16 protein-coding genes are annotated in these 16,810 nt (G+C 72.3%); 13 read left to right on the top strand and 3 right to left on the bottom strand.

Annotated elements, in window-relative coordinates; all coding sequences use genetic code 11:
- Nucleotides 1–9 precede the first annotated feature (9 nt).
- The gene (locus ACIPYQ_RS31110; RefSeq protein ID WP_401257250.1) at nt 10–1,314 is read left to right on the top strand and encodes a hypothetical protein; all 1,305 of its coding nucleotides are present in this window, start codon (nt 10–12) and stop codon (nt 1,312–1,314) included.
- Here the strand turns inward: ACIPYQ_RS31110 and ACIPYQ_RS31115 are convergent.
- Nucleotides 1,268–2,308, bottom strand: coding sequence for an ATP-binding protein (locus tag ACIPYQ_RS31115; RefSeq protein WP_401257252.1), 1,041 nt, complete (start codon nt 2,306–2,308; stop codon nt 1,268–1,270). The two genes, ACIPYQ_RS31110 and ACIPYQ_RS31115, sit on opposite strands and share 47 nt — an antisense overlap.
- 109 nt (nt 2,309–2,417) lie before the next feature.
- On the opposite strand from ACIPYQ_RS31115, the gene ACIPYQ_RS31120 reads away from it, so the two are divergent.
- Nucleotides 2,418–3,239, top strand: coding sequence for an oxidoreductase (locus tag ACIPYQ_RS31120; protein ID WP_401257253.1), 822 nt, complete (start codon nt 2,418–2,420; stop codon nt 3,237–3,239).
- Between the two features lie 367 nt (nt 3,240–3,606).
- On the opposite strand, the gene ACIPYQ_RS31125 is transcribed toward ACIPYQ_RS31120, so the two are convergent.
- Nucleotides 3,607–4,482, bottom strand: a complete 876-nt coding sequence (locus ACIPYQ_RS31125; protein ID WP_401257255.1) for an HAD family hydrolase — start codon at nt 4,480–4,482, stop codon at nt 3,607–3,609.
- Nucleotides 4,483–4,972: 490 nt separating this feature from the next.
- Between ACIPYQ_RS31125 and ssd the strand changes: the two genes are divergently transcribed.
- From ssd to ACIPYQ_RS31160, 7 genes are read left to right on the top strand one after another with little or no spacing between them, the layout of a single operon-like run.
- Nucleotides 4,973–6,130 carry a septum site-determining protein Ssd gene (gene ssd, locus ACIPYQ_RS31130; RefSeq protein ID WP_401257442.1) on the top strand — a complete coding sequence of 386 codons (1,158 nt, stop codon included), beginning with the start codon at nt 4,973–4,975 and terminating at the stop codon, nt 6,128–6,130.
- Nucleotides 6,127–7,275 carry a TadA family conjugal transfer-associated ATPase gene (locus ACIPYQ_RS31135; protein ID WP_401257257.1) on the top strand — a complete coding sequence of 383 codons (1,149 nt, stop codon included), beginning with the start codon at nt 6,127–6,129 and terminating at the stop codon, nt 7,273–7,275. The genes ssd and ACIPYQ_RS31135 overlap by 4 nt, the downstream gene beginning before the upstream one ends.
- Nucleotides 7,272–8,156, top strand: coding sequence for a type II secretion system F family protein (locus ACIPYQ_RS31140; protein ID WP_401257259.1), 885 nt, complete (start codon nt 7,272–7,274; stop codon nt 8,154–8,156). Before ACIPYQ_RS31135 ends, ACIPYQ_RS31140 begins: the two co-directional genes overlap by 4 nt.
- Nucleotides 8,156–8,932, top strand: coding sequence for a type II secretion system F family protein (locus tag ACIPYQ_RS31145; protein ID WP_401257261.1), 777 nt, complete (start codon nt 8,156–8,158; stop codon nt 8,930–8,932). The genes ACIPYQ_RS31140 and ACIPYQ_RS31145 overlap by 1 nt, the downstream gene beginning before the upstream one ends.
- A gap of 50 nt (nt 8,933–8,982) precedes the next feature.
- On the top strand, nt 8,983–9,180 hold the full coding sequence (locus ACIPYQ_RS31150) for a DUF4244 domain-containing protein (RefSeq protein WP_401257263.1): 198 nt from the start codon (nt 8,983–8,985) through the stop codon (nt 9,178–9,180).
- Nucleotides 9,167–9,553, top strand: coding sequence for a TadE family type IV pilus minor pilin (locus ACIPYQ_RS31155; protein ID WP_401257265.1), 387 nt, complete (start codon nt 9,167–9,169; stop codon nt 9,551–9,553). The genes ACIPYQ_RS31150 and ACIPYQ_RS31155 overlap by 14 nt, the downstream gene beginning before the upstream one ends.
- Nucleotides 9,550–9,891 carry an Rv3654c family TadE-like protein gene (locus tag ACIPYQ_RS31160; RefSeq protein ID WP_401257267.1) on the top strand — a complete coding sequence of 114 codons (342 nt, stop codon included), beginning with the start codon at nt 9,550–9,552 and terminating at the stop codon, nt 9,889–9,891. Before ACIPYQ_RS31155 ends, ACIPYQ_RS31160 begins: the two co-directional genes overlap by 4 nt.
- 27 nt (nt 9,892–9,918) lie before the next feature.
- Here the strand turns inward: ACIPYQ_RS31160 and ACIPYQ_RS31165 are convergent, their stop codons facing one another.
- Nucleotides 9,919–12,411, bottom strand: coding sequence for a DEAD/DEAH box helicase (locus ACIPYQ_RS31165; RefSeq protein ID WP_401257269.1), 2,493 nt, complete (start codon nt 12,409–12,411; stop codon nt 9,919–9,921).
- Between the two features lie 81 nt (nt 12,412–12,492).
- Here ACIPYQ_RS31165 and bldG point away from each other — a divergent pair, with 81 nt between their 5' ends.
- The 4 genes from bldG to ACIPYQ_RS31185 all read left to right on the top strand — a co-directional run bounded on the left by bldG (nt 12,493) and on the right by ACIPYQ_RS31185 (nt 16,784).
- Entirely contained in the window at nt 12,493–12,834 is a 342-nt protein-coding gene (bldG, locus tag ACIPYQ_RS31170; RefSeq protein WP_008743037.1) for an anti-sigma factor antagonist BldG, read from the top strand.
- A 122-nt stretch (nt 12,835–12,956) separates the two neighbouring features.
- Nucleotides 12,957–13,394, top strand: coding sequence for an ATP-binding protein (locus ACIPYQ_RS31175; RefSeq protein ID WP_327415512.1), 438 nt, complete (start codon nt 12,957–12,959; stop codon nt 13,392–13,394).
- A 257-nt stretch (nt 13,395–13,651) separates the two neighbouring features.
- Nucleotides 13,652–16,054 carry a sodium-translocating pyrophosphatase gene (locus ACIPYQ_RS31180; RefSeq protein ID WP_401257270.1) on the top strand — a complete coding sequence of 801 codons (2,403 nt, stop codon included), beginning with the start codon at nt 13,652–13,654 and terminating at the stop codon, nt 16,052–16,054.
- Nucleotides 16,055–16,217: 163 nt separating this feature from the next.
- Nucleotides 16,218–16,784 (top strand): small secreted protein, encoded by a 567-nt coding sequence (locus ACIPYQ_RS31185; protein ID WP_401257272.1) that lies wholly within the window; start codon nt 16,218–16,220, stop codon nt 16,782–16,784.
- Nucleotides 16,785–16,810 lie beyond the last annotated feature (26 nt).

Genomic DNA, 16,810 nt, shown 5'->3' on the forward strand with positions numbered 1-16,810 from the left:
GTGGGGCGGATGATCGCCGCCACGAAGAAGATCGCCGGGGGCCTGGTCGCCACGGCGCTGGTCCTGGGAGTCGCCGGGTGCAGTGCCTCGGGACCCGCCAAGTCCCCGAGTCAAGGGGCCCCGAACGCACGGAAGGGCAACGCCCCCGAAGCACCCGGCAGCGTCAACCGGCCCATCGGCGACGGCTCGACCGCGTACACCGGCCCCCAGCCGAACGTGCAGAAGGCGCAGAAGCTGAAGCCCGGCGAAAAGCCGCCGCAGTTCGTGGTGTTCTCCTGGGACGGGGCCGGTGAGGACAGCCAGAAGCTCTTCTCGCACTTCCGCGAGGTTGGCAAGCAGTACAACGCCCGCATGACCTATTTCCTCAGCGGCGTCTACCTGCTCCCCGAGGAGAAACGTTCCCTCTACACCGCGCCGCAGCACTTGCCCGGCCGCTCCGACATCGGCTTCGGCGACCTCCAGGGCATCAAGGACACCGCCACCCAGGTCCGCGGCGCCTGGCTCGAGGGCAACGAGATCGGCACCCACTTCAACGGGCACTTCTGCGGGCCGGACGGCGGCGTCGGCACCTGGTCCGTGGACGAGTGGAAGAGCGAGATCAACCAGGCCAAGTCCTTCGTCAAGAACTGGAAGACCAACGCGGGCCTGAAGACCATGGAGGCGCTCCCCTTCGACTACGAGAAGGAGCTCATCGGCGCCCGCACCCCCTGCCTCGAAGGCCAGAAGAACTTCATGCTGGCGGCGAAGGACATGGGCTTCCGCTACGACTCCAGCGGCATCAGCAAGCAGATCTGGCCCAAGAAGACGGACGGACTCTGGGACATCCCGCTCCAGTTGGTGCCCATGCCGGGCCGGGCCTTCGACACCCTGAGCATGGACTACAACTACATGGTCAACCAGTCCGGGACGACCTCGCAGGGAGACCCCTCGCAGCACGCGTACTGGGGCGACCAGATGCGCGACGGCCTGCGGGAGGCCTTCGACCGCGTCTACCAGGGCAACCGCGCGCCGCTGATCATCGGCAACCACTTCGAGTCCTGGAACGGCGGCACCTACATGCGCGCCATCGAGGAGTCCATCAAGACGATGTGCACCAAGCCGGAGGTCCGCTGCGTGCCGTTCCGCGAGCTGGCGGACTGGCTCGACGCCCAGGACCCCAAGGCCCTGGAATGGATGCGCACCCTTGACGTCGGCGAGGCGCCGAAGCAGGGCTGGGCGAAGTTCCTGACCGCGGGGCCGCCGGCGGCGCCGGCCGCCCCCGCGGGCGTCAAGCCGGCTGAGGAGCCGGCTGATGAGAGTGCGGACGAGGGCTGACGAAGGACTCGCCTCCGGCGGTGTTCGCGACGCCCTCGCGCAGGGTGAAGCCGGGGTCGACCTGGTCCGCCAGGTCGACCCCGGTCTTGGCGTTGCCCCAGCTCTCCGCGTTCTTGAGGTGGAACCGCACCATCTGCTCGGTGTACCGGTCCCAGTCGCGGCGCGCGTACGAGTCGTCGGCGGCGTCCTGGAGCGCCTGGAGGGCGAAGCGGTTGGTCGCCTCCAGTAGCTCGAAGGCGGCCGGACGGCCCTTCTCCATCGCCCGTACCCAGTCGGAGTGTCCGACGGTGACCAGCAGGTCCTCGCCCACCTCGTCCTGGAGGAACTCGATGTCCTCGGGGCCCTGCACCTTGTTGCCGACGACCTTCAGTGCGACGCCGAAGTCCCGGGCGTACTCCTTGTACTGGCGGTAGACGGAGACGCCCTTGCGGGTCGGTTCGGCCACCAGGAAGGTCATGTCGAAGCGGGTGAACATGCCCGAGGCGAAGGAGTCGGAGCCTGCCGTCATGTCGACGACCACGTACTCGTCCGGGCCGTCGACCAGGTGGTTGAGGCACAGCTCGACCGCCCCGACCTTGGAGTGGTAGCAGGCCACGCCCAGGTCGGCCTCGGTGAACGGCCCGGTGGCCATGAGCCGTACGGGCTCTCCGTCCAGCAGCAGCGTGCGCGCGCAGGCCTCGTACACCGGGTTGTCCTCGGTGACCCGCAGCAGGCGCGATCCCCGGCCGGGCGGGGTGGTCTTGATCATCGTGTCGGCGGACGCGATGCGCGGGTTGGAGCCGCGCAGGTACTCCTTGATCAGGGGCAGGTGCGCGCCCAGGGCGGGCAGTTCGGCGGCCTCGTCCTCGCCGAGTCCGAGCGCGGCGCCCAGGTGCTGGTTGATGTCGGCGTCCACCGCGACGACGGGGGCTTCATTGGCGGCGAGGTGGCGGATGAAGAGGGAGGACAGCGTCGTTTTGCCGCTGCCGCCCTTTCCCACGAAAGCGATCTTCATGTTCACCAAGCGTAGTGGGTCGGTAGCGCGGTGTTGTCGAGGTGAGTGAAGAAGACCACTCCAAGGAGGGGTCGGTGCTACGGGTGCGCAGTGCGTAGGCTCCCTACTTATGAGTAGCGCTTCTGACCCGTTGGTCGCCCTGACCGGGCTTCCGGGTGTCGCCGAGTCCGTGGATTCCGTACGCAAGGCCGTGGACCGGGTCTACGGGCACCGGGTGATGCGCCGCCGCAGCGGCGAGATCACCTCGGAGGCCGCCCTGCGCGGCGCCCGCGGGAGCGCGGCGCTGTCCGGTGCGGACTGGGCGCTGGAGGAGGTGCGCCGCCGCACCGACTTCGGGTCGGAGCCGGAAGCGCTGACGGTGGGCGCGGCCCTGCGGCTCACCGCGGAGGCCGGCCAGCTGCTGAGCATCTGGCGCCAGTCGCCGCTACGGGTCCTCGCGCGGCTGCACCTGGTCGCGTCGGGCTCGACGGCGGAGGGGGACGTGGTCGGCCGCCCCCGCCTGGCGGGCGAGCAGGTGGTGGAGCCCTTCGTGGACCTCCCGCTGCCCAGCGCCGAGGAGGTCGCGGGCCGGCTGGACGGCCTGTCCCGCCTGATCATCGCGGGCGGATCCGCCCCGGCCCTGGTCACGGCAGCGGTGGTGCACGGTGAACTGCTGGCCCTGCGCCCCTTCGCCACGTACAACGGGCTGGTCGCGCGGGCGGCCGAGCGCATCGTCCTGATCAACAGCGGTCTGGACCCGAAGGCGATCTGTCCGGCGGAGGTGGGTCATGCGGAGCAGGGGCGCGAGGCGTACCTGGCCGCCTTCGAGGGCTACGTCTCCGGAACCGCGGAGGGGATGTCCGCCTGGATCGCGCACTGCGGGCGGGCGATCGAGCTCGGGGTGCGCGAGTCGACGGCGGTCTGCGAGGCCCTGCAGCGCGGCGCGGCCTGACCGGGCCGGAAGGTCCCGGACATGGGTTGCGGCGACACCGTACTGCTTTGGTGTCGCCGCTGGCATTTACGCCCAGTTACCAAGCGTCCTCGATAGTTGCCCATCAGGTCGGGGACTTTGCCCGTTACCTGGTGCGGCTGGCCCGTAATCGACGGGTCGACGTCGCGTGGGTGCTCGGCGTTCATGCTTCGGTCCGTGGGCCTTACTGCGTTTTAAAGATGATCCTCTCGGATGTTCTTTGGTCTCGCGGGCCGTTGCTTTATTTGTACTCCGCTTCGGTGCCATGCGAAACCCCTGGCTCCACTTTTTACTTTCCGGGACGACTTCGGGTGAACCGGACAGCACGTATCCGCGCAGGTCAGGACAATCAGCGGGGCGAGGCGGCGGCCAGAGCATGGGCCCGGCGGCGGCTCGCGTACCAGACCAGCCCGGCCGTGGCGGCCGCGGCGCCCACGGCGGCGGCTGCGACGAGGGCCGGGCGCGTCGGCATCGACAGCCCGGGGAGCCGCTGCTTGAGCCGCACGGGCCGGTTGAACACCAGGACCGGCCACTCGCGGGCCACCGCCTCCCGCCGCAGCGCCCGGTCGGGGTTGACCGCGTGCGGGTGTCCCACGGCCTCCAGCATCGGGATGTCGGTGGCCGAGTCGCTGTAGGCGTAGCAGCGGGCGAGGTCGTACCCCTCGGACTCCGCGAGCTCGCGGACCGCTTCCGCCTTGGTGGGCCCGTAGGCGTAGTACTCGATCTCGCCGGTGAAGCAGCCGTCCTCGCCCACGACCATGCGCGTGGCGACGACCCGGTCCGCGCCGAGCATCTCCCCGATGGGCTCGACGACTTCCGCGCCGGAGGTCGACACGATCACCACGTCGCGTCCGGCGGTGTGGTGGGCCTCGATCAGTGAGGCGGCCTCGTCGTAGATGATCGGGTCGATGAGGTCGTGCAGGGTCTCGGCGACGATCTCCCGCACCTGCTGCACGTTCCAGCCCTTGCAGAGGCCGGACAGGTACTCCCGCATCCGTTCCATCTGATCGTGGTCGGCGCCGCCGGCCAGGAAGATGAACTGCGTATACGCGGTGCGCAACACGGCTCGCCGGTTGATCAGGCCGCCTTGGTAGAAGGACTTGCTGAACGTCAGGGTGCTCGACTTCGCAATGACCGTCTTGTCCAGGTCGAAGAAGGCGGCGGTGCGAGGCGAGGAGTGCGGCAAGGGCTGATTTTCCACGCCTCGAGCATATGCGCCCACCATTCGGCGTAAGGTGTGGCGCGTGGGTTTGCCTGAGAAGGCTCTCGGGTACACCATGGAAGTCACGGATCGTTCGCGACCGTGCTAACCCGGTCTGGCTCCTCCCCCCCCGAGTCGGACCGTGGGGACGACCCCCGCTCTCCCCCCCGGCGGGGGTCGTCGCATGTCCGGACGCGGTTCGCGTCCCAGCCTTCGGCCCCAAGTGACCATCCCTCCGGCCCTCCTCTTGTGCGGGGCCGACGCGGCGAAGGCCCTCACCACATCAGACTCGTGACGGTGCGTAGTGGTTCCGCCGCGCTCCGGAACTCACCTGTGCGGGTGACCGGGTTATTCACAATCGTTGGGTTGTCCACAGTTATCGAGCAAGATCCACTTGTTTTTCCTGATCGCTGCACGGTGATTCCAGCCGCGAAGTCCGCGGTGCTGGATTTGCAGTGAGAAGGGGGCGGAGATCGTGGCTCGATCGAAGTCGTGTGAAACGCCGGAACCCGTGGTGGCGGGTGCGGGAGCAGGGGCCGGAGCGGGGGCCGGGGCCGCGTCCGGCGGCGGGCGGCCGCTGATCATCACCGAGGATCCCGTGCTCCTCGACGACCTGCTGAGGCTGTGCGCCGCCGCCGGCGCCGAACCGCATGTCCACCACGCGGTGCCCGAGCAGACGGGTGCGGGCGGAGGGTCCGGCGCAAGTGACGGTAGCGCCGGAGGCGTTGGATGGGATTCCGCGCCGCTCGTGCTCGTCGGGGACGACGCCGCGCGACGGGTGCGAGGGGCGCCCCGCAGGACCGGGGTGTTCCTCGTCGGCCGGGACCTGGACGACCCCCTCGTGTGGCAGCGCGCCGTGGAGATCGGCGCCGAGGAGGTGCTGCGCCTCCCCGACGCCGAGAGCCTGCTCGTCGACCGCATCGCCGACGTCGTGGAGGGGGCCGGGCGGCCCGCCCTCGCGGTCGGGGTGATCGGAGGCGCCGGCGGGGCCGGAGCCTCCACCCTCGCCTGCGCGCTCGCCGTCCGGGCGGCCCGCGCCGGGGAGCGGACCATCCTCATCGACGGCGATCCGCTGGGCGGCGGCATGGACGTGCTGCTCGGCGGCGAGAACGCCGAAGGGCTGCGCTGGCCGGACTTCGCCGCGTCGCGGGGGCGGGTCGGCGCCGGAGCGCTGGAGGAGTCCCTGCCCGAGCTGCACGCCCTGCGGGTGCTCAGCTGGGACCGCGGGGACCGGGTGGTGGTGCCGCCCGCCGCGATGCGGTCGGTGGTGGCCGCCGCGCGCCGCCGGGGAGGGGTGGTGGTGGTCGACCTCCCGCGGCGGGTGGACGAAGCCGTGGCCGAGGTGCTGGCCCAGCTCGACCTGGTGCTGATGGTGGTGCCGGGCGAGCTGCGGTCGGTGGCAGCCGCGGGCCGGGTGGCGGCCGGGGTGCGAATGGTGGCCCGGGACGTGCGCGTCGTCGTACGGGGCCGCTGCCCGGGCGGTCTGGACCCGGAGGCCGTGGCGGGGCTGCTGGGGGCGCCGCTGGCCGGCGAGGTGCCGGTCGAGGTGGGACTGCCGGGGCGGGTGGCTGAGGGAGAAGCACCGGGGGCGCAGGGCCGGGGCGCACTGGCTCGCTTCTGCGACGGCTTCTGGCAGCGGGCGCTCGGCCCGTCCCAGGGGGTGCCGGCATGAGCGCGGTGCTGCTGGACGCGGTGCGCCGTCGGCTCGCCGAGAGCGGGGCGGAGCCGACCCCGGCGCGGGTGGCGGCGGCCCTGCGGGCCCAGGGCCGGCTGCTCGGGGATGCCGAAGTGTTGGGTGTGGCCGCAGAGTTACGGTCCGAACTGGTCGGTGCCGGCCCGCTGGAGCCGCTGCTGGCCGATCCCGAGGTCACCGATGTGCTGGTGGCGGCCCCCGACCGGGTGTGGGTGGACCGCGGTGGCGGGCTGGAGCTGACCGGGGTGACCTTCGCCGACCCGGCGGCCGTGCGCAGGCTTGCCCAGCGGCTGGCCGCCGTGGCGGGGCGGCGTCTCGACGACGCCCGGCCCTGGGTGGACGCCCGGATGCCGGACGGCACCCGGCTGCATGCCGTTCTGCCGCCGGTGGCCGTCGGCTCGGCCTGCCTCTCGCTGCGGGTGGTGCGGCCGCGGGCGTTCACGCTGGAGGAGCTCGTCGCGGCGGGGACGCTGCCGCCCGGCGGGCACCGGCTGCTGCGGGACATGGTCGAGGCCCGGCTGTCGTTCCTCGTCTCCGGTGGCACGGGAACCGGCAAGACCACGCTGCTCAGCGCCCTGTTGGGGCTGGTCGGGCCCGGCGAGCGGATTGTGCTGGCCGAGGATTCGGCCGAGCTGCGCCCCGACCATCCGCACGTGGTGCGGCTGGAGACCCGGCCGGCCAATCAGGAGGGGGCGGGCCTGGTCACGCTGGCGGACCTGGTCCGGCAGGCCCTGCGGATGCGGCCCGACCGGCTGGTGGTCGGCGAGGTGCGGGGCGCCGAGGTGGCGGATCTGCTCGCCGCCCTGAACACCGGCCACGAGGGCGGGTGCGGCACCGTCCACGCCAATGCCGCCGCCCATGTCCCGGCCCGGCTGGAGGCGCTCGGGACGGCCGCCGGGCTCGATCGGGCCGCCCTGCACAGCCAGTTGGCCGCCGCGCTGACCCTGGTGCTCCACCTGGTCCGGGACCGCGAGGGACGGCGCCGGCTGGCCGAGGTGCACGTGCTGGAGCGGGACGCCGCCGGCCTGGTGGTCACCGTACCGGCGCTGCGCTGGGCCGCCCGGGGCTTCGTACGGGAGCCGGGCTGGGACCGGCTGCGTCCGCTGCTGCGAGGTGTCCGGTGAGCGCCGCGGCGGGGCTGCCGGTGCCGGTGTTCGCCGGGGTGCTGTGCGCCGGGGCGGCCGCCTGGGGGCTCTCCGGGGGCGACCGAGTGGTCCGGCGGGCCCGGGTGGTGCTGGCCGCGGGCGCTCCGGCGGTTCCCCACGGACCGCTGCACCGGGAACGGCTGCTGATCGCCGTACGGGTGCGGGCCGCGCAGTGGCGGGAGTGGGCCTGCGTCGGGGCCGGTCTCCTGGTCGCGGTGCTCGGTGGGTCGGTGATCCCGCTGCTGGTGGGCGCTGCGGCGCTGCCGCTGCTGCGGCGGTGGCTGCGGGTAAGGACGCGGGAGCGGGCCCGGGCGGCGCGGGCCGCCGAAGTGGTGGCCCTGTGCGGGGCGGTGGTGGGCGAACTGCGCGCGGGGGCTCAGCCGGGCCAGGCGCTGACGGCGGCGATGCGGCGCACCGCTGCGGGCCCCGGCGGGCCGGGTGCGGCGGAGGCGGGAGTGCTGGCCGCCGCGGCGTTCGGCGGGGATGTGCCGGGGGCGCTGCGCCAGGCGTCGAAGGAGCCCGGCGCGGAGGGGCTGGCCGGGATGGCCGCCTGCTGGCGGGTGTCGGTGGACGGCGGCGCGGGACTGGCCGCCGGGCTGGACCGGCTGGAAGGGGCCCTGCGGGCGGAGCGGGACCGGCAGGAGTCGCTGCGGGCCCAGTTGGCGGGGGCGCGCTCGACGGTGCTGGTGCTCGCCCTGCTGCCGCTGGTGGGCCTGCTGATCGGCACCGGGCTGGGGGCGGATCCGCTGCGGGTGCTGCTGCACACCCCGATGGGGTGGGGCTGCCTGCTGGCGGGAGCGCTGCTGGAGGCGCTGGGGCTGCTGTGGTGCCGGCGGATCGTACGGGCGGGGGAGCGGTGATGAGCGGCTTCTTCGTCCACAGGCTGGGGATGGTGCTGTGCCTCGCCGTCGCGGCCCTCTGGGCGGGGGCGGTGGTGGTGGCACGGCTCCGGGAGCGGAAGGCCCGGCGCAGGATCACGGCCCTGCTCGGGGTGGAACAGGGTCTTCGCGGGCCGGTGTTCGCTTCCGCGGCGCGGGGTGTGGTGGCGGCGTGGGCCGGGCCGGCCGGGGCGCTGCTGGCGGGCTGGGTGCTCGTCGGCGGCCTGACGGGTGTGGTGGTCGGCGTGCTGGCCGCGCTCGGGGTGTGGCGGTGGCGGGCGAGGGCCCGGCCGGCCGCCGGGGTGGATCCGAGGGAGGCGGAGCGTCAGCTGCCGTTCGCCGCCGACCTGTTGGCGGCCTGCCTGGCGGCCGGGGCAGGCCCGGTGGAGGCCGCGGAGGTGGTCGGGGAGTCCCTGGGCGGTCCGGTGGGCGAGCGGCTGGCGCGGGCCGGGGCGGAGTTGCGGCTCGGCGGCGAACCGGGCGCCGGGTGGGGGAGGTTGGCGGAGATGCCGGGTGCCCGGGCGCTCGCGGAATGCCTGGAACGGGCCGCCCGGACGGGGGCGCCCGCAGCGGAGCCGGTCTCCCGGCTCGCGACGGGCCTGCGGGAGGACCGGGCGCGGCTGGCGGGAGCCAGGGCGCAGCGGGCGGCGGTGCTCGTCACCGCGCCGGTGGGGCTGTGTTTCCTGCCCGCTTTTCTCGCGATCGGGGTGGCGCCGGTGGTGATCGGAATGGCCTCGGGACTTCTCTCGAACACCTGACGTCGCATTGACCACACACATCAACAACGGAAATCCACAGGAGGTTTGCCATGAGGATCATCTGGTTTCGGGTGCGGACGGCGCTGAGCGGTCGCGGGGGCGACGCGGGGATGTCCACCTCGGAATACGCCATGGGCACGATCGCGGCCTGCGCATTCGCCGCGGTCCTCTACAAGGTGGTGACGAGTGAAGTCGTCGCGACGGCCCTTCAGTCGACCATCGGGAAGGCGCTCGATGTGCCGTTCTGAGGGGAAGTCCGCCGCGCGCCGGGGAATGGCGGACCGGGGATATGTGACGGCGGAGGCGGCCCTGGTGATCCCCGCACTGGTGCTGTTCGCGGCGCTGCTGGTGTGGGCGCTGATGGCGGCGGCCGCGCAGATCCGGTGTGTGGACGCGGCCCGGGCCGGCGCCAGGGCGGCGGCCCGGTCGGAGCCGGCCGAGGTGGCCGTCGCGGCGGCGCGGGCGGCCGCGCCGCCGGGGGCGCGGGTGGAGCTGGAGCGGGTGGGCGACCTCTGGCGGGTCAGGGTGGCGGCGCCCGCGCCGGGGCCGGGCGGGCTGCCCGTACGGCTGGGGGCGCAGGCGGTGGCCCTGGCGGAGGACAGCGTGGGGCCGCCGCCGTGAGCCGGGACCGGGGGTCCGCCACGGTCTGGGCGACGCTGGTGGCCACGGTGCTGGGGGCGGTGTTCGGCGGGGTGCTGCTGCTCGGCCAGGCCGTCGTAGCCCGGCACAGGGCGGCTTCGGCCGCCGATCTGGCGGCGCTCGCGGCGGCGGCCACCTGGGCCCACGGACCGGAGACCGCCTGCGCCACGGCACTGAGGGTGGCCCGGGCGCAGGGAGCGGCGCTCGCCGGGTGCCGTCTGCACGGCGAGGTCGCGGAGGTGACGGCCCGGGGCGCGGCCGGTCCCTTCACGCCCGCCGTCGCGGCCCGTGCGGGCCCGCCTCGGGCGTCGCCGCACTGACCCGGGCACAAGGGCCCGGGAGAGGGCTCAGCGGCCGTCAGGGCCCTGGTCAGAGCCGGAGGGCGGGGTCGGTGGGGATTCGGCGAGGAGGCGGGTGAGAAGGCGGATGGCGCCGCGTTTGTGGAGGGGGTCGTTGCCGTTGCCGCACTTGGGGGACTGGATGCAGGAAGGGCAGCCGGCCTCGCACTCGCAGGCGGCGATCGCGTCGCGGGTCGCCGTCAGCCAGGCGGCGGCGGTGTGGAAGGCGCGCTCCGCGAAGCCGGCGCCGCCGGGGTGGCCGTCGTAGACGAAGACCGTGGGGAGGAGGGTGTCGGGATGCAGCGGCACGGAGACGCCGCCGATGTCCCAGCGGTCGCAGGTGGCGAACAGCGGGAGCATGCCGATGGAGGCGTGTTCGGCGGCGTGCAGGGCTCCGCCGAGGATCTCCGGGTTGATCCGGGCCTCGTCGAGCTGGTCCTCGGTCACCGTCCACCACACGGCCCGGGTGCGCAGGGTGCGGGGCGGCAGGTCGAGTTTGGTCTCGCCCAGGACCTCGCCGGTGATCAGTTTGCGGCGCAGGTAGGAGACGACCTGGTTGGTGACCTCGACGGAGCCGAAGCAGAGCCGGGCCGAGCCCCACGGGATCTCGGTCTCGGTCTCCAGGACGGAGATGGAGGTGGTGTCGCGGGCGGTGGTGGAGAAGGGCGGGCTGGCCTCCTCCACGAGGGCCGCCGAATCCTCCAGGTCCAGGTGTTTCACGAGATACGTGCGGCCCTGGTGGAGGTGGACGGCCCCCTCGTGGACGGCGGTGTGGGCGGCCGACTCGTCGACCGTCCCCAGCAGCCGGCCGGTGGACGCCTCGACGATCTGCACCGGGCGGCCGCCGCCGCCCCGGATGTCGGTCAGGTCCGAGGCCCGTTCCCGGCGGGTCCAGTGCCAGGCGGTCGCCCGGCGGCGCAGCAGCTTCGCCGCTTCGAGCTGGGGGAGGAGGTCCTTGGTCGCCGGGCCGAAGAGCTCCAGGTCGGAGTCGGTCAGCGGCAGCTCGGCCGCCGCGGCGCACAGGTGGGGGGCGAGGACATACGGGTTGTCGGGGTCCAGGACGGTGGCCTCCACCGGACGGCGGAACAGCGCCTCGGGGTGGTGGACGAGGTACGTGTCCAGCGGGTCGTCCCGGGCGATCAGCACGGCCAGGGCGCCCTGGCCGGCGCGCCCGGCGCGGCCGGCCTGCTGCCACAGGGAGGCCCTCGTGCCCGGGTAGCCGGTGATGAGTACGGCGTCCAGCCCGGAGACGTCCACGCCCAGCTCCAGGGCGGTCGTGGCGGCCAGTCCCAGCAGCTCGCCGGAGTGCAGGGCCCGCTCCAGGGCCCGGCGCTCCTCGGGCAGGTATCCGCCCCGGTAGGCCGCGACCCGCCGGGCCAGTGAGCGGTCCACCTCGGCGAGCCGCTCCTGGGCGATCACCGAGATCAGTTCGGCGCCGCGCCGGGAGCGGACGAAGGCGACCGTGCGGACCCCCTGGACGACCAGGTCGGTCAGCAGGTCGGCGGTCTCGGCGGTGGCCGTACGGCGTACGGGGGCACCCTTCTCGCCCCGTAGCTCGGTGAGCAGCGGCGGCTCCCACAGGGCGAAGACGACCTCGCCGCGCGGGGAGGCGTCGTCGGTGATCTCGATCACCGGTACGCCGGTCAGCCGGGACGCGGCGGCCGCGGGGTCGCTGGCCGTGGCGGAGGCCAGCAGGAAGACCGGTTCGGAGCCGTAGCGGGCGCACAGCCGCCGCAGCCGGCGCAGGACCTGTGCCACGTGGGAGCCGAATACCCCGCGGTAGGTGTGGCACTCGTCGATCACGACGTAGCGCAGGGCCCGCAGGAAGGAGGACCAGCGCGGGTGGGCCGGGAGGATCCCGCGGTGCAGCATGTCGGGGTTGGTCAGGACGTGGTTCGCGTACTGGCGCACCCATTCGCGTTCCTCGACGGGTGTGTCCCCGTCGTAGACGGCGGGGCGGACGGCGTTGCCCAGCGGGGCGGCCAGTTCCCGTACGGCGCGCCGCTGATCGGCCGCCAGGGCCTTGGTGGGGGCCAGGTACAGGGCGGTGGCGCCCCTGCCGTTCGGGGCCTCGGCGCCGTCCGCGAGGGCGGAGAGCACGGGCGCGAGGTAGGCCAGGGACTTGCCCGAGGCGGTGCCGGTGGCGACGACCACCGACTCGCCGTCCAGGGCGTGCTCGGCCGCCGCGGCCTGGTGTTCCCACGGATGGTCGATGCCGGCCGCCTGGATCGCGGCTACGACGTCCGTTCGGATGCGAGCGGGCCAGACTGCATGACGGCCCGCCCGAGGGGGCAAGTGCTCCGTATGGGTGATGCGCGCAGCTCGGGAAGGCCCCCGTGACAGGCGGTCCAGGACCGTGCCGGGAGTGGGTTTTGGGTCCACGGGTGGCTTGGGCCGTCCGGGACCGTGAGTATTGGCCATTGGAACCGAGTGTGTCACCGGCGTGCGGGACAATGGTCCGAAGGCGTCGTGCGCGCCTGCCGGTAAGTGATTGAATGCCATCGCGGCAGCCAATCCCTCGCCTACCTTCGGGTGGGGAGGCCCCTAGGGGGCGCCGCTCGATAGCAAGGTGCTGGAGGATCCGTGGACCTGTCCCTGTCGACTCGCACTGTCGGCGACCGTACGGTCGTGGAGGTCGGTGGCGAGATTGATGTGTATACCGCGCCCAAGCTGCGCGAGCAGTTGGTCGAGTTGGTGAACGACGGCAGCTACCACCTGGTTGTCGACATGGAGCGAGTGGACTTCCTCGACTCCACCGGACTTGGTGTGCTCGTGGGAGGTCTCAAGCGCGTCCGTGCGCACGAGGGTTCGCTGCGCCTGGTGTGCAATCAGGAGCGCATCCTGAAGATCTTCCGCATCACCGGTCTGACCAAGGTCTTCCCGATCCACACCACGGTGGAAGACGCCGTCAACGCCACCGACTGACGGCTCCAGGCGGCCCCCGGCAGCCTTCGGGCGGCCGGGAGCCGGCAAGGAGAGCGGGGGTACCGGGCCATGGATGGCCAGGGCCCCTGTCAAGGCACGCCCGTAGTCCGAGGGGGACGCGCATGGCCACCGTTGAACTGCGCTTCAGCGCCCAGCCCGAACACGTCCGGACGGCCCGCCTCGTCGCGGCCGCCGTGGCGCGCCGGGCCGGTGTCGAGGAAGCCGTCCTCGACGAGGTCCGCCTCGCCGTGGGCGAGGCCTGCTCGCGTGCCGTCGGACTCCATCGCAGCAACGGGCTGACCGCGCCCGTCCGGGTGGTCCTGACCGAGGAGGACAAGACGTTCTCCATCGAGGTCGGCGACGAGGTTCCGGGACCGGCCGGCGGCGCCGACGCCGTGCCCGGCCTCGAGGCCGCCCTGGACCCCGACGCCGACACCGAGGACGAGATGGGGCTCGCCGTGATCAGCGGGCTCGTCGACGACGTCGAGGTGACCAGTGGCGAATCGGGCGGGACCATCCGGATGAGCTGGCCCGTCTCCGGGTCCTCCGACCTTCCCTGAGATCCACCGGGCACCCCGCCCTTCATATCTTCCGATCTTTATCAAGGCCCTGCTGAGCAGGGCCTTTTTCATTTCCCTAGATCAATGACCGGGCGTCAATGCCTTTGCCCCATTACCACTTTCGAGGGTAATGGAGTGACGCGATCTATTGCTGAGGAGCAAGAGCACGCCAATTGCGTTTCCTGCGCACTGTTTTGATCGGGGCGCGCTCCCTACAATCCGTCCACATCTTGAGCTCATCACGTCAAGGAGGACGAATGACGGGGCTCTTCACCCCTATCGCGCCGGATCGCACCACAGATCTGGCATCCGCAGTACTCACCGATGACAATCGGCTCATCGTGATCGTCATTGCGGCCGTGGCACTCGCCGCACTCGTCGTCGCGCAGATCCTGGTCCGCCAGGTCCTCGCCGCCGACGAGGGAACCGACAGCATGAAGAAGATCGCCGCGGCCGTCCAGGAAGGCGCCAACGCCTACCTCGGCCGGCAGCTGCGCACCCTCGGCATCTTCGCCGTCGTGGTCTTCTTCCTGCTCTTCCTGCTCCCCGCCGACGACTGGAACCAGCGGGCGGGACGTTCCGCCTTCTTCCTCGTCGGCGCCATCTTCTCGGCGGCCACCGGCTACATCGGCATGCGCCTCGCGGTCCGCGCCAACGTCCGCGTCGCCGCCGCCGCACGCGAGGCCACCCCCGCCGAGGGGGAGCCCGCCAAGGACCTGACCGAGGTCTCCCACAAGGCGATGAAGATCGCCTTCCGCACGGGCGGCGTGGTCGGCATGTTCACCGTCGGCCTCGGCCTCCTCGGCGCCTCCTGCGTCGTGCTGGTCTACGCCGCCGACGCTCCCAAGGTCCTGGAGGGCTTCGGCCTCGGAGCCGCCCTGATCGCGATGTTCATGCGCGTGGGCGGCGGCATCTTCACCAAGGCCGCCGACGTCGGCGCCGACCTGGTCGGCAAGGTCGAGCAGGGCATTCCGGAGGACGACCCGCGCAATGCCGCGACCATCGCCGACAACGTGGGCGACAACGTCGGAGACTGCGCCGGAATGGCGGCGGACCTCTTCGAGTCCTACGCCGTCACCCTGGTGGCCGCGCTCATCCTCGGCAAGGCCGCCTTCGGCGACCTGGGCCTCGCCTTCCCGCTGATCGTCCCCGCGATCGGCGTCGTCACCGCGATGATCGGCATCTTCGCGGTCTCGCCGCGGCGCACCGACCGCAGCGGCATGACCGCCATCAACCGCGGCTTCTTCATCTCCGCCGTGATCTCCCTGGTGCTGGTCGCGATCGCCGTCTACGCCTACCTGCCGGCCACCTACAAGGAGCTCGTCGGCGTCGAGAACCCGGCGATCACCAACCACTCCGGTGACCCGCGCATCCTGGCCGTCGTCGCCGTCGCCATCGGCATCGTGCTGGCGGCCCTGATCCAGCAGCTGACCGGCTACTTCACCGAGACCAACCGCCGTCCTGTCCGGGACATCGGCAAGTCTTCCCTGACCGGCGCGGCCACCGTCGTCCTCGCCGGCATCTCGGTCGGCCTGGAGTCCGCCGTCTACACGGCGCTGCTCATCGGTCTCGGCGTCTACGGCGCGTTCCTGCTCGGCGGTACGTCGATCATGCTCGCGCTCTTCGCGGTGGCCCTGGCCGGCACCGGCCTGCTCACCACCGTCGGCGTCATCGTCGCCATGGACACCTTCGGGCCCGTCTCCGACAACGCCCAGGGCATCGCCGAGATGTCCGGCGACGTCGAGGGCGCCGGTGCGCAGGTCCTGACCGACCTGGACGCCGTGGGCAACACCACCAAGGCCATCACCAAGGGCATCGCGATCGCCACGGCCGTGCTCGCCGCGGCCGCGCTGTTCGGCTCGTACAACGACGCGATCGCCACCGCGGTCAGGGAAGTCGGGGCCAAGGCCGGGGAGATGAACCTCAGCCTGGACATCGCCCAGCCGAACAACCTGGTCGGGCTGATCCTGGGCGCGGCGGTCGTGTTCCTGTTCTCCGGCCTCGCCATCAACGCGGTCTCCCGCTCCGCGGGCGCCGTGGTCTACGAGGTGCGCCGCCAGTTCCGCGAGCACCCCGGGATCATGGACTACACCGAGAAGCCCGAGTACGGGCGCGTCGTCGACATCTGCACCAAGGACGCGCTGCGCGAGCTCGCCACGCCCGGCCTGCTCGCCGTCCTCACCCCGATCGCCGTCGGCTTCTCCCTCGGCGTGGGCGCGCTCGGCTCCTTCCTCGCCGGAGCCATCGGCACGGGCACGCTGATGGCGGTCTTCCTCGCCAACTCCGGTGGCGCGTGGGACAACGCGAAGAAGCTCGTCGAGGACGGCCACCACGGCGGCAAGGGCAGTGAGGCCCACGCCGCGGTCGTCATCGGCGACACGGTCGGCGACCCGTTCAAGGACACCGCCGGTCCCGCGATCAACCCGCTGCTCAAGGTCATGAACCTGGTGGCGCTGCTGATCGCACCCGCCGTCGTGCAGTTCAGCTACGGCCCGGACACCAACCCGACGGTGCGGGCGATCGTCGCGGTCCTCGCGATCGCCGTCATCATCGGCGCGGTGTACGTCTCCAAGCGCCGCGGCATCGCCGTCGGCGACGAGACCGAGGGCGGAGCCGCCGAGCGGGTGGCCCAGCCGGCCGACCCCGCGACGGTCTCCTGACCCGAGGTCCCGGCAGCAGGACGGGCAGAGCCGGGCAGGGCCGGCCGTACGCCCGAAGGGCGGACAGGCAGCGCGGACTGACGCGCCGTCTGTCCGCCTTTGTGCGTGCCCGGAGGGGAGGCGTGTATCTTCCGGGCCGAGAGCCTTCGAAGGGACCAATCCGGTGAACAAGAACCTTGCGGCCGCGTTGTCGGGCGGTGCGGTGCTGATGCTCGTCCTGTCCGGCTGCGGCGGGGACGACGGCGACGCGAAGGCCAACGCGTGGGCCAAGAAGGTCTGCGACCAGTGGCAGCCCGAACTCAAGAAGATCGAGACCGCCAACGCGGACATCAAGCGTGTGGCGACGGAGAGCAGTAAGCCCGACGAGGTCAAGCAGACGGACTCTGCGGCGTTCGCGGCCATGTCGGAGTCGTACAAGACCATGGGCGCAGCCCTGCAGTCGGCGGGAGTTCCGCCGGTCAAGGACGGCGCGGCGACGCAGGAGGCGGCCGCCAAGGGCTTCGAGGCGACGGCCAAGGGCTACGCCGACCTGAAGGCGAAGATGGACGCCCTCGACCCGCAGGACCAGACGAAGTTCGCCGACGGCCTCAAGGAGGTCGCGGGCGGTCTCCAGGAGGCGACGAAGGGCGGTCAGGACGCGCTCGCCACGCTCAACGCGGGAGGCCTGGACAAGGCGATCAACGGCCAGAAGGGCTGCCAGGTCGCGGCGGCGTCGGCCTCGCCCAAGTAGCACGCCCAAGCGGCACGCCCGAGCAG

The sequence above is a fragment of the Streptomyces sp. NPDC090045 genome, from assembly GCF_044747975.1.
GTDB lineage: Bacteria > Actinomycetota > Actinomycetes > Streptomycetales > Streptomycetaceae > Streptomyces.

Coding starts and splice junctions, on each gene's coding strand:
- ACIPYQ_RS31110 (WP_401257250.1), top strand. CDS start 10: ATGATCGCCGCCACGAAGAAGATCGCCGGGGGCCTGGTCGCCACGGCG.
- ACIPYQ_RS31115 (WP_401257252.1), bottom strand. CDS start 2,308: ATGAAGATCGCTTTCGTGGGAAAGGGCGGCAGCGGCAAAACGACGCTG.
- ACIPYQ_RS31120 (WP_401257253.1), top strand. CDS start 2,418: ATGAGTAGCGCTTCTGACCCGTTGGTCGCCCTGACCGGGCTTCCGGGT.
- ACIPYQ_RS31125 (WP_401257255.1), bottom strand. CDS start 4,482: ATGGTGGGCGCATATGCTCGAGGCGTGGAAAATCAGCCCTTGCCGCAC.
- ACIPYQ_RS31135 (WP_401257257.1), top strand. CDS start 6,127: ATGAGCGCGGTGCTGCTGGACGCGGTGCGCCGTCGGCTCGCCGAGAGC.
- ACIPYQ_RS31145 (WP_401257261.1), top strand. CDS start 8,156: ATGAGCGGCTTCTTCGTCCACAGGCTGGGGATGGTGCTGTGCCTCGCC.
- ACIPYQ_RS31150 (WP_401257263.1), top strand. CDS start 8,983: ATGAGGATCATCTGGTTTCGGGTGCGGACGGCGCTGAGCGGTCGCGGG.
- ACIPYQ_RS31155 (WP_401257265.1), top strand. CDS start 9,167: ATGTGCCGTTCTGAGGGGAAGTCCGCCGCGCGCCGGGGAATGGCGGAC.
- ACIPYQ_RS31165 (WP_401257269.1), bottom strand. CDS start 12,411: ATGGCATTCAATCACTTACCGGCAGGCGCGCACGACGCCTTCGGACCA.
- ACIPYQ_RS31175 (WP_327415512.1), top strand. CDS start 12,957: ATGGCCACCGTTGAACTGCGCTTCAGCGCCCAGCCCGAACACGTCCGG.
- ACIPYQ_RS31180 (WP_401257270.1), top strand. CDS start 13,652: ATGACGGGGCTCTTCACCCCTATCGCGCCGGATCGCACCACAGATCTG.